12 protein-coding genes are annotated in these 12,681 nt (G+C 42.7%); 1 reads left to right on the top strand and 11 read right to left on the bottom strand.

Going from position 1 to position 12,681, the window contains the following annotated elements:
- The first annotated feature begins 354 nt into the window (after positions 1–354).
- Positions 355–1,839 carry an ATP-binding protein gene (locus HL061_RS09390; protein ID WP_223334027.1) on the top strand — a complete coding sequence of 495 codons (1,485 nt, stop codon included), beginning with the start codon at positions 355–357 and terminating at the stop codon, positions 1,837–1,839.
- Between the two features lie 33 nt (positions 1,840–1,872).
- Here the strand turns inward: HL061_RS09390 and HL061_RS09385 are convergent, their stop codons facing one another.
- From HL061_RS09385 to atpB, 11 genes are all read right to left on the bottom strand, one after another.
- Entirely contained in the window at positions 1,873–2,052 is a 180-nt protein-coding gene (locus HL061_RS09385; protein ID WP_058023511.1) for a hypothetical protein, read from the bottom strand.
- A gap of 131 nt (positions 2,053–2,183) precedes the next feature.
- A complete protein-coding gene (locus HL061_RS09380; protein WP_212564091.1) occupies positions 2,184–3,872 on the bottom strand; it encodes an ATP-binding protein in 1,689 nt (562 codons plus the stop codon).
- A 322-nt stretch (positions 3,873–4,194) separates the two neighbouring features.
- Positions 4,195–4,911 carry a response regulator gene (locus tag HL061_RS09375; protein ID WP_071002805.1) on the bottom strand — a complete coding sequence of 239 codons (717 nt, stop codon included), beginning with the start codon at positions 4,909–4,911 and terminating at the stop codon, positions 4,195–4,197.
- A 608-nt stretch (positions 4,912–5,519) separates the two neighbouring features.
- Complete coding sequence (locus HL061_RS09370) at positions 5,520–5,936, bottom strand: F0F1 ATP synthase subunit epsilon (protein ID WP_071002804.1); 417 nt, start codon at positions 5,934–5,936, stop codon at positions 5,520–5,522.
- A gap of 115 nt (positions 5,937–6,051) precedes the next feature.
- The gene (gene atpD, locus HL061_RS09365) at positions 6,052–7,485 is read right to left on the bottom strand and encodes a F0F1 ATP synthase subunit beta (RefSeq protein WP_252962757.1); all 1,434 of its coding nucleotides are present in this window, start codon (positions 7,483–7,485) and stop codon (positions 6,052–6,054) included.
- A 38-nt stretch (positions 7,486–7,523) separates the two neighbouring features.
- Positions 7,524–8,405, bottom strand: a complete 882-nt coding sequence (atpG, locus tag HL061_RS09360; RefSeq protein ID WP_071002802.1) for a F0F1 ATP synthase subunit gamma — start codon at positions 8,403–8,405, stop codon at positions 7,524–7,526.
- Between the two features lie 209 nt (positions 8,406–8,614).
- Positions 8,615–10,159, bottom strand: coding sequence for a F0F1 ATP synthase subunit alpha (atpA, locus tag HL061_RS09355; RefSeq protein ID WP_071002801.1), 1,545 nt, complete (start codon positions 10,157–10,159; stop codon positions 8,615–8,617).
- Positions 10,160–10,252: 93 nt separating this feature from the next.
- On the bottom strand, positions 10,253–10,876 hold the full coding sequence (locus HL061_RS09350; protein WP_071002800.1) for a F0F1 ATP synthase subunit delta: 624 nt from the start codon (positions 10,874–10,876) through the stop codon (positions 10,253–10,255).
- Positions 10,877–10,889: 13 nt separating this feature from the next.
- Entirely contained in the window at positions 10,890–11,360 is a 471-nt protein-coding gene (locus HL061_RS09345; RefSeq protein ID WP_071002799.1) for a F0F1 ATP synthase subunit B, read from the bottom strand.
- A gap of 117 nt (positions 11,361–11,477) precedes the next feature.
- A complete protein-coding gene (atpE, locus tag HL061_RS09340; protein WP_010197960.1) occupies positions 11,478–11,726 on the bottom strand; it encodes a F0F1 ATP synthase subunit C in 249 nt (82 codons plus the stop codon).
- Between the two features lie 33 nt (positions 11,727–11,759).
- Positions 11,760–12,626 (bottom strand): F0F1 ATP synthase subunit A, encoded by an 867-nt coding sequence (gene atpB, locus HL061_RS09335; protein ID WP_058023502.1) that lies wholly within the window; start codon positions 12,624–12,626, stop codon positions 11,760–11,762.
- Positions 12,627–12,681 lie beyond the last annotated feature (55 nt).

Raw genomic sequence — 12,681 nt, 5'->3', positions numbered from 1 at the left:
TTTAATTATTTATTAACAATAGCTTAAATACCCGTCTATGTAAAACATAATCGAGCATAACCATACGTTTTATACAATTATTAAGGACTCTCTATTTTAATCAGTTACTAAAATATACCGCGCTTTAGATTTGGTATTATTAAAATATTGGAGAGGCACATAACAAACTGCTTAAATGAATAGCGTCACAGTAAGATTCATCGATTATGCTATTCTATGGTGTGTTGAAGTAGACTGGCACACCCTACTCTCAGCCGCCATGTTTAGAAATAACCCGCTCTTTCTCCAAAATACAATTGCGGCTTAACTCAAAACCAAATTTAATCAGACATTTTCTTAATCTGCTGGATTTATATGATTACTCCAAACTCAAAGCCCCGTCGCAAAGGTTGGCTGCCACGTTCTTATTCCAATACTTGGCTGACAACCTTGATGGTCGCTTTTATTGTTCTCATAAGTGTGAGTTTGTCGATTTTATTCTTTTGGCGCAGTCTTTATCTGCCAGAACTCAAAAACCATGCGCGTTATTTGACAAGTGAGCTGCGATTAATCAATAGTGTAAATAAAGACTGGCAATATCGTCCTGATATCCGCCAATGGGTGTATCAACATTCTCATGTCGTGGTGGTGAACAACCCCAGTGACTTTCCAGAGGTGGCTGATAAAGCATTTGTGAGCTTCTTTACTGATGTACTTCAGTATGAGATTGGTGCACAGCTGGGTCGACCTGTCGAAGTTTATTTCAAGTTCAAACCAACACCGCAGCTTTGGGTACAAGACAGCCGCGATGACAGTTTCTGGATTCGTGAGCCAGTGGTTTATTACTCGCAGTACAGCCCAACATTGCTCATATTGTTTTTGATTGGTTTGCCTATCTTATCGCTGCTAACGATTATTTTGTTAGCTAGGCAATTGAACCGCCCTTTACGTTATCTACAACGTGCAGCGACTAACTATATTCGTCTGGGTCATGCGACCACACTGCCAACGCAAAAAGGCCCTACCGAGATACGTCAAGTAAACATGGCATTTAACCGTCTATTTACAACATTAAATCAAGCCCAAAAAGAGCGAACCATCATGCTCGCAGGTATCTCACATGACCTGAGGACACCATTAACTCGTATGCGTTTGACTGCTGAGATGCTACCAGATGATTTTTTTCGTGAAGGGCTAATTTACGACATTGAGGATATGGATGCGATTTTGGAGCAGTTCATCTCATTTATGAAAGACGGCTCCGATGAGCCAGTTAGCTTGACCAATTTGGACACGATATTTAATGAGATCATGGTGCAGTTCGCACCCATGAAGTTCGTTTATCAATCAGAGTGTCACAAGGTCATTCCTGTACGCCCCTTATCCATCAAGCGTCTCATCATCAACCTGATCAATAACGCCAATCGTTATGGCAAACCGCCGATTTATCTATCAGCCACGGTGATACCAACATTTATAGAAACGGTTGAAGAAGAAGATAGCGATGTCGTCAGTGAGAACGTTGTCAATAAAGAAGCACAAGAGCAACTGATGATTTGTGTGCGTGACTGCGGTGACGGTGTGGCAGAGGATCAATTGGAGCGTATCATGCAGCCATTTGAGCGTGGGGAGACCGCACGTACTACCCAAGGTAGCGGTCTAGGACTAGCCATTGTAGACCGCATTGCACGATTACATCATGGCACAGTTGAGGCCATCAATCATCCCGATGGTGGGTTGCAAGTATGTGTGCGTATACCTCTACTCTCTAAAGTTGCTGGAGACAATACTTTGGCTGCTGATGCAGTCGATGACACATCTACAGTCGATAGTATTACATCGAATGCAGACAACTCTTAACACTATAGCTCAGACAAACCCTGCGTGGATAAATTAATCTTTGCTACCAATGATAGGCGGAATATATTCAGCACTATTAGTAAATGCTAATGGCTGAGTAATTTCTTCTTTGGCTGTCTTTAGCGTTTGGGTTGTTGATGGCTGCTTTAGAAACAAGTAGTAACCCAGCGTAATCGCATTCAATAGCACCAAGCCACCAAATAAATATGGCATCCTTTGCCTCCTGTATTGTCAAACTATCCTAGAATAAGCTGCTGCAAGCATGACACCTGATTATCAAAATATTGGTAATCAGGTTCGTTTAATGATGACAACTTTTTACTTGTCATCATTGTTCAGCATTGTTATTTAGTATCAAAATCGCGTTCGCTTTTTTCTTGCGTCAATTCATCAGCAGCCAAAACTTGTGTCAATGGTTTGATAGGCCATGTCATTACGAATCTTGCGCCGCCAAGTTCTCGGCTCTCATCTACTTTCATACTACCATTAAACCAAAAGGCAATGCGCGATACAATAGACAGACCTAGGCCGTAGCCGCCTGATGCTCGTGTACGGCTATCATCCAAGCGCGAAAACGGTATAAATACTTTTTCACGATCAGCCTCAGGAATACCATGACCGTCGTCTTCGACGCTAACGAAAGCATTGCCCTTCTTAACACCAGCACTCACGATAATAGTAGTTTCAGCATAACGTAAAGCATTACCTGCAAGATTCTGAATCACACGGTGCAGATAGCGTCGATCAGCAATCGCGGTTACTTTCGCATTTGGCAAGTTGGTCACTATTTTAATCGGCTTACCTAGTGCATTGGTCTCACGCTCAATCTGCTGTAGCAGCTCTCTGAGATTTACTGGTTCTAAATCTAATTTTGGCGAGCCCTCTTCGAGCTTGGCATAAGTCAAAATCTCATCAATCAAGCCATTCAGTGATTCGATATCTTCATCGATATAGTCACGCTGCATAAAGCGTGAATCTTCGTCATCAGTATCAGCCAGCATATCTACCGCAAATCGAATACGAGCAACTGGCGTACGAAGCTCATGTGATACGGCTCGCGTGAGCTCTCGTTGCGACTCAATCAAACGCTTTATATGTGACGTCATTGCGTTAAAGGTGGCTGATAGACGTGCGATCTCATCTTGACCAATGACTTGTACTTGAATATCAAGGTTGCCTTTACTCACCTCATTAACACCAACTTGAATCAGCTGTAGCTTGCGCTCAAGTGGGAAAATGAGCGCATAAACACCCAAACTGATTAAAAACATACTAATCAGGATCATACTAATAATCAAATTAAGTGGAAACCAGTTAAATAAGGGTACAGGGCCTATCAAGACTGCCATATCATTGATTTCAGACGGAACCACTATCTTGATGGCCGAGCTACTGGTACTACTATTAGGGTCTTGTAATGAGATGACCACTTCATCGCGGCGTAGGCGTGACATTTGATCTGAATCTAAATCGAGCGTGTTAACAGGCACAAATGCCAGAGGAAAAGAAAATTTCTCCTCAAGTTCGGCCAAGCGTGCACGTTTATCAGACAAGGTGACTTCATAAGACAAATCGTCCAATAAAAAGACCGCAATTGCTCTGACTTGTTGCTCCGTAACCTCCGATATCCGTGCTGTTAGGACATTCTCATTATCCGGCAAGCGATAATAAACATCTGCATACACAGGCTGTTCGACATAACGCACAACGGTATTGTCATTTTCAAAACGTCTCAGCTCGCTTGCGGTAAAATCTATGTCATCAATAGGTATGATTTTAAAATTTGCCCCGAACAAACTACTTGCATCAGACAACCAGTATTCACGCTCTTCTGCAGTGTTTTGGTGAGAAATACCTTCGCTCACCAAATGAAAAGCCCCCATTGCCATGTTTTCACGGTAGGACTGTACACGCTCCTTATTGATAGTACCCATCAATAACTGCGCAAACAATGCTACGCACAAACAGACTATGAGTAGTCCAGCATAGATACGAACAAAAATACTGTGTTTTAAAGAAGAGACTAATGACATACGTGCCGTGACCAACTTAATAAATAAAAACTGCTGATATCTTATAGCCTATGAGCACTGCTATATTACTAATATCAAGCTCTGTAGAATAGAATGATTAAACGCCAAATAATATACTCAAGTTCATATACCATTATGTTCCATAAAAAACGTGCAAATAGTTTATGTATTTAATCAGCGTCTATAATAATTGCTTAATTAAACCACATAACACCGCATTTAAGTTTAAAAATTAAAATTTAGCCACAAAAAAACCAGCATAATGGCTGGTTTTTTTGTGAAGTGATTCTCAATATTTCATGACTATATGAATCAGTTCGACCTAGTTACCTTCTTTCACGAACAGGTAGCCTTTACTACGTACTGTTTTGATACGTTTTGGGTTCTCTGGATCATCACCGATTTTTGGACGGATACGCGAGATACGTACGTCAATAGAGCGATCTTGACCATCATATTCAATACCGCGCAGGCGCTCAAAGATATCTTCACGCGATAAAATGCGACCAGCATTCGATGCAAGTAACCATAATAAATCATATTCGGCGCTAGTAAAATCTACCAGCTCATCACTAAGCGTGACTGAACGACCACCGTTATCGATGACCAACTCACCAAACTCTAGACGCTGTGGCACATCTTCTGATGGTGCATTTTCTGAGCGGCGCAATAACGCACGAATACGAGCTAATAGTACGCGCGGCTGGGCGGGTTTGGCAACATAATCATCAGCACCCATCTCAAGGCCGAGTACTTGATCCATGTCTTCAGTACGGGCAGTCAACATCAGAATTGGATTTTGATAATGCGGACGCACTTCACGGCATACGGTCAGACCATCGCTACCAGGAAGCATAACATCAAGTACGACCATGTCTGGTTGCTCATTGACGATACGGCGAATAGCGCGGTTACCATCAGTTTCAATTGCTACTTCTAAACCATTTTTGACCAAGTAATCTTGAGTCAACATGGCCAGACGCTCATCATCTTCAACAATCAAGATTCGGGGGGTGTTGTCTTCTTCAGTCGTTGTCATTGTTATATCCTCTAATACATCTAAATTAAAAGCAGTAAAAGTAAGAGCGGTAAAAATTAATAGCACCATAAAGTGGCACAATCGATGTTCGTATAGCTGTTACAAACTTAGCAGCACAGTATACTATTAAACCTATCGCTTGCTATACTATAGCTGATAGTCGTTAACAAAACCTATAAACTATACCGAATAAAACTTTAGTTTACGTCCAAGAATAAAGTGATTTATCCTCTACTGGCTAATCGTTTTATTCTGATTTGCCAATCACTGCCTAAATACATATAAATTGTCAAAATGAGTGATACATTACGCTTACATGCGCTCAATCATCACTCCCTATTTACAATGTTTCATTGTCTAATATAACGACATATTACGATTGTCGCCAGTCACTTTTGGACAAATTCTCATATTATTTTATGTGACAATGGATGAGTGGCTATATTTTAAAGAAGACATGAATGATGGATTCATCTATTTGAATTTAGTGAATTTAGCTTGAAAAAACTGACAATAAAAAACCCATAGGCACAAAAAAACAGTCCATAAAGGACTGTCTTATTGTTGCTTGAGGATCCAAGCTAAAAATATCTAACCAAGACTCTGCTTTACGCGCGGTTTTTGTACTTGCGAATAGTTTGTAATTGTCCAACCGACTCTGCAAGCGACGCTAAAGCTGCATTGGTTTGTAGTGTATCAGACTGATTGACCAGCATTTGCTCTGCTTTTTTGCGTGCTTCAACGATTTTGCTTTCGTCAAGATTGTGCGCACGCATAGCGGTATCAGCCAATACAGTTACCATTTTTGGTTGTACTTCTAGTACACCACCTGAAACATAAATGATTTCTTCTTCGCCGTTTGCTTTTTGCACTCGCATTGCACCCGGTTTTAGCAAAGTAATCAGCGGTGTGTGACCTGGCAATACACCAATCTCGCCTTCGGTACCAGTAGCTATTAACATGCTAATTTCGCCTGAATACAACTCTTCACGAGCACTTACGACGCGACATTGTAACGTTGCCATACTTAACTCCTTACCATCAAAGCGCAATCAAAAAACAGTAAACACTGCGATGCGTTACTAAAGAGTAGATATAAAATTTATATTATACCTACTCATTAACTCATGCTCATACAACTTACGCTGCAGAAGACTTCATTTTTTCAGCTTTAGCAACAACTTCATCGATGCTACCAGCCATATAGAATGCTTGTTCTGGCAGGTCATCATACTCACCTGCGATGATTGCTTTAAAGCTAGCAATGGTATCGCGTAGTGGTACGTATTTACCAGGTGCACCCGTAAAGACTTCAGCGACGTGGAATGGCTGAGACAAGAAGCGCTGAATCTTACGAGCGCGATAAACAACCAATTTATCTTCTTCTGATAGCTCATCCATACCCAAGATAGCAATGATGTCTTTAAGCTCTTTATAACGCTGCAATACTTCCTGAACACCACGAGCAACGTTGTAATGCTCTTCACCGATAACTTGTGGATCTAGCTGACGCGACGTCGAATCTAGTGGATCAACCGCAGGATAGATACCCTGTGATGCGATATCACGGCTTAGTACGACTGTTGCATCCAAGTGAGCAAACGTTGTAGCAGGTGATGGATCGGTCAAATCATCCGCAGGTACGTATACCGCCTGAACTGAAGTAATCGAACCTGACTGCGTTGACGTAATACGTTCTTGCAGTAAGCCCATCTCTTCAGCGAGTGTTGGCTGATAACCAACCGCTGATGGCATACGGCCAAGTAGTGCCGATACTTCTGTACCCGCTAGTGTATAGCGGTAGATGTTATCAACAAACAACAGTACGTCACGACCTTTGCCAGTAACAGGATCTTTGGTATCACGGAAGTACTCAGCCATGGTCAAACCAGACAGTGCAACGCGTAAACGGTTACCTGGTGGCTCATTCATCTGGCCATATACCATTGCTACTTTAGACTTACTAAAGTCTTCAGTGTTTACAACGCCAGCTTCCTGCATTTCGTGATAGAAATCGTTACCCTCACGAGTACGCTCACCAACACCAGCAAATACTGATAAACCTTCATGTTTTAGAGCGATGTTGTTGATCAGCTCCATCATGTTAACGGTCTTACCAACACCAGCACCACCGAACAGACCAACTTTACCACCTTTAGCAAACGGGCAAAGTAGATCAATAACTTTAATACCCGTCTCTAGTAGCTCAGTGCTGTTTGATTGCTCAGCATAACTTGGTGCTTCACGGTGGATAGACCATTTATCGTCAGCAGTAACAGGACCTTCTTCATCGATAGGACGACCAAGAACATCCATGATGCGACCTAGCGTACCAGTACCTACAGGCACAGAAATCGGTGCACCAGTATTAGTAACAGGTAGGTTACGCTTTAAACCTTCGGTTGAACCCATTGCAATAGTACGTACGATACCATCACCTAGCTGTTGCTGTACTTCTAGGGTGGTTTTGGTACCATCTACTTGCAAGGCATCAAAAATTTGAGGAACTTCATTACGGTTGAACTCAACGTCAAGAACCGCGCCAATAATCTGTACAATACGACCGCTACTCATTGCGTTCTCCTTGAACTTCTATATATAGGTGTAGTCAATTATGAAACAGCAGCAGCACCGCCAACGATTTCCGAGATTTCTCGGGTAATCGCCGCTTGACGCAGCTTGTTATAAACCAACTGTAAATCGTTAATAAGGTCACCAGCATTATCTGTTGCCGCTTTCATCGCGACCATACGTGAAGACTGCTCAGAGGCAATGTTTTCCATTACCGCTTGATAAACAATCGACTCGATATAGCGACCAAGCAATTCATCAATCAACGTCTTGATGTCAGGCTCGTAGATATAATCCCAGCTAAGTTCTGTCTGTAGACCACTGTCTTCATCATCAAATGACTGCTCTGGTAGAGGTACCAACTGATTAACCGTTGGCTTCTGAGTCATCGCATTGACGAATCGGTTGTAGACCACATAGATACGGTCAAGTTTACCGTTACTGTAGTCCTCAAGCATGGCTTGAACCGGTGCATTTAATTGCTCAAACGTTGGTTTGTCACCATAATCGGTCACAGCCGATGTAACATTACCACCAAAGTTTTTGAAGAAGCTGACACCTTTGGCACCGATGACTGCAAACTCAGCTTGTACTGACTGATCTTGATAATCTTGGATACTTTTAGTTAAAGCTTTGAATAAGTTAATATTCAAACCACCCGCTAGGCCACGGTCAGAGGTGATGACAATATAGCCAACCTTATTGACTGGACGCGATACCATATACGGATGTTTGTAGTCTGATGAGGCATGCACCAAATGTGAAATAACCCGGCGCATACTATCAGCATACGGGCGACCCACTTCCATGCGCTCTTGAGCACGGCGCATCTTACTCGCTGCTACCATTTGCATCGCACGAGTGATTTTCTGGGTGCTTTTAATACTGGTGACTTTGGCACGTATCTCTTTTAAGCTTGCCATAATGATTCCAATATAAGAGGGTTAAAAAGCATTGGCGCATGCAACAATCATTTGATATACAACATCACTTTTATAGAATAACATTTTATATCTTGTGGCATTACGCGATCTAATACCGGTCATGGTTAAGACAGTGGCGCCAATATCTAGTCAGACAACGCGCCACTTTTCAAACGACAGTCATAACCACTTCGGCTTAACCCATTAAATTAATAACTGTGATTTTGTTTAAAGGTCTCTAACGCTGACTTTAAACGACCTGCGATATCATCATTGTAGTTCGCAGTGTCATCAATCTCACGCATCAATTCACTTTGTTCATCATGCATATAACGCAAGTAGGCTTCCTCAAAAGAACCAATCTTCTCGACTGGTACGTCAGCTAAAAAGCCTTCGTTTGATGCATAGATAACCGCTGCTTGCTCAGAGATTGACATTGGCTGATACTGCTTTTGCTTCATCAATTCAGTAACACGCTCACCATGATCAAGCTGTTCGCGAGTGGCGTCATCAAGATCTGAGGCAAACTGAGCAAATGCTGCTAGTTCACGATACTGAGCCAGTGCGGTACGAATACCACCAGAGAGCTTTTTGATGATCTTAGTCTGAGCAGAACCACCAACACGCGATACCGAGATACCAGCGTTGACTGCTGGACGGATACCTGAGGCGAATAAGCTAGACTCTAGGAAGATCTGACCATCAGTGATCGAAATGACGTTGGTTGGTACGAATGCAGATACGTCACCAGCTTGTGTTTCGATGATTGGTAGTGCGGTTAAAGAACCAGTTTTACCTTTCACTTCACCGTTAGTGAACTTTTCTACGTAATCCGCGTTTACGCGTGATGCACGCTCAAGTAAACGTGAGTGTAAATAGAATACATCACCAGGATAGGCTTCACGACCTGGCGGACGACGTAGCAATAGTGAAATCTGGCGATAAGCAACGGCTTGCTTTGATAAATCATCAAATACAATCAGTGCATCTTCACCGCGATCACGGAAGTATTCGCCCATCGTACAACCTGAGTAAGGCGCGATATACTGTAGTGCTGCAGGCTCCGACGCTGAAGCTACCACAACAGTGGTGTATTCTAGTGCGCCAGTTTGCTCAAGCTTACGTACCACGTTAGCGATGGTCGAACGTTTCTGACCGATAGCCACGTATATACACTTAATGCCTGAAGCTTTCTGTGCGATGATCGCATCGATAGCCATTGCTGTTTTACCAGTCTGACGGTCACCAATGATAAGCTCACGCTGACCACGACCGATTGGGATCATAGTATCAACGGCTTTATAACCAGTCATCACTGGCTGATCTACTGACTGACGATCGATAACACCAGGGGCGATCTTTTCAACTTTGTCAGTCATCTTGGCATCGATAGGACCTTTGCCATCAATAGGATTACCCAAAGCGTCAACAACACGGCCTAGCAGCTCAGGACCTACGGGTACTTCAAGAATGCGACCAGTACAATAGGCTTTTTGACCTTCTTGTAATTTTAGGAAGTCACCTAGTACTACTGCACCAACAGAATCACGCTCTAAGTTAAGCGCCATTCCGTAGACTTCACCTTCAAACTCAATCATTTCGCCGTACATGGCATCTTCAAGACCATGAATCTGCACGATACCGTCAGATACTTTGACAATCGTGCCTTCATTCTTTGCAGTTGCACCCGCATCAAGGTCTTGAATACGCTGCTTAATCAGGTTACTGATTTCCGCTGGATTCAATTGTTGCATTGCCTTGTTTCCTTTAATTTATGATAACCCGCCCACTGACTCAAATGCTCTTACTGTCACGCAGACATTATATGACTGCGTCGATAAATGGCATTAGGCAGTTAGCTGTGTTTTTAACTGTTGTAACTTGCCGCGCATCGAATCATCAATGACTTTATCACCGACTTTGATTGTAGCGCCTGCCAATAAACTTGGATCCACTGATTCATGAATGACTATGCTTGCATTTAGTGATGTAGCAAGACGCGTTTGTAGCATTTGACGCTGTTCATCAGTCAATGGGTAGGCAGAAGTCACATATGCGTCAAGCTGCTTTAAGCTTATTGCCTTGTGACGGCGATAATGCTCATAAACTTCAGGAAGCAGCGCCAGACGCTCTTGTTGCGCCAACTGCTTAACAAAATTATTGAGCTGGGGTGATACTTTAGGGTAGCTAATACTGTTACCGTAGCGAGAACCTTTGCTCTCGCCTAGTAGCTGTTTAAAAGCAGAGTCGCTATCACCGGCTACTTGTGAGTCATAAAGATCGACCAAAGCAGCTGACTTATGCTCAGCAGAAACAGCTGGATTGTCTAGCCAAGTACTGAACGACTTGTCATTGACAACAGTGCTAGCGACAAGTAAGAAATCTTCCCACTCGTGTACAGCGCCGTTTTCATTGGCATAGTCAAACGCGGCTTTAGCGTACGGTCGTGCTAAGGTTGATAAGTCAGCCATTATATCCTCACAATTACAGCTTCGCCGCCAGTTGGTCTAACATACTGGCATGTTTTTGCACATCGACTTTGTCTTGCAAAATCTTCTCTGCACCAAGTACAGCCAGTTCAGCAACTTGGGCACGTAATGATTCACGCGCTTGATTGATTTCTTGGTCGATAGACGCTTGCGCTTGTTGACGAATGCGCTCGCTTTCCGCTTGGGCTTGCGATTTTGCATCTTCGATGAGCTGATTGGCACTCTTGTTTGCTTGCTCGATTAGAGCGGCAGCCTTGGTCTTTGCAAGATCAAGTTCCTGCTGGACATTTTGCTCCGCGGTTGCCAAATCTGCTTTTGCTTTTTCTGCGGCATTCAAACCTTCAGAGATTTTGCGCTGACGCTCATTGATGGCACCGATAAGTGGTGGCCACACGAATTTCATGCAAAAAACCACAAATATTGCAAAAGCAATGGCTTGACCGACGAGGGTAAAATTGATATTCACGTGATCACCTCTTTGTTAATGAAAAATCAGTTTCATTGATCATGTTTGGTAGTCAAATCTTGACTATATTTAATGGAAAACCCTTGAGCACCAAACATGTACAACTGAGCTTTCGGATTAACCTGCTAGAGGGTTAGCGAACAACAATAGCATAGCAATACCAACACCGATCATCGGAATAGCATCCAAAAGACCTGCTACGATGAACATACGAGTTTGCAACTGTGAGCCAAGCTCTGGTTGACGAGCAACGCCTTCTAAGAATTTACCACCTAGAATAGCAAAACCAATACCTGTGCCAAGTGCGCCAAGACCGATAAGTAGTGCTACTGCGATAACTGTGTAACCACCTAATACTGGATCCATTGATGTATCCTCATTTACCTATTGAATGTCTAATTAATGTTCAGTTGATGATGCAAGCGACATATAAACTATCGTCAGCATCATGAATACGAACGCTTGAAGTGTAATAACTAAGATGTGGAAGATAGCCCACGGTACCGATAACGCCCATTGAATCCAAAACGGCATTAGAGCAATCAGTATGAAAATCAATTCCCCAGCATACATGTTACCAAACAGACGCAAACCGAGTGATACAGGTTTTGCTATTAAGGTAACTGCTTCTAGGATGAAGTTGATCGGGATCAAAATCGCTTGTACGATTGGGTTTTTGGCACTAAATGGATGCAGTGTTAACTCACCGATAAAGCCGCCCAACCCTTTTTCTTTAATGCTATAAAAGATAATCAGTGCAAAGACAGAGAACGACATGCCAAGCGTGATGTTAGGATCAGTCGTTGGAACAATCTTAAAGAAAACATGATGGGGATCATGACCCATAGCAGCGCCAACTTGGCCAGCTAAACCTGGAATAAAATCAACAGGGATCAAATCCATCAAGTTCATCAAGAAGATCCAAACAAAAATAGTCAACGCCAATGGCGCGATCAATTTTGATGTACCACTATAAGAATCACGAACGTTGTTATCAACAAACTCAACGATCATCTCAACCGCTGCTTGAGTTTTACTTGGTACGCCTGAAGTAACCTTTTTGGCAACCATCCAAAAGATGGTACAAAATAAAATACCCAGACCCACTGACCAGAGCATAGAATCAAGATGGATAGCGTTAAAGCCCATTTGCGCTGCTTCTTCAGCAGTATGAGCGACTTTCCAACCTTCGCCCGGCAGATAACCGTACGTCCAATTCGTTAAGTGGTGAGAGATATATTCTGATGATGTTTGCTCGGATGCCATAATGTAAGCTTCTTATTAATCAACGATTTAATCAACTACCAAAAATATGGTTGTC

The organism is Psychrobacter sp. PSP (assembly GCF_024085615.1).
GTDB classification, from domain to species: domain Bacteria; phylum Pseudomonadota; class Gammaproteobacteria; order Pseudomonadales; family Moraxellaceae; genus Psychrobacter; species Psychrobacter pacificensis.
This window is presented reverse-complemented; position numbering and strand designations above follow the sequence as displayed.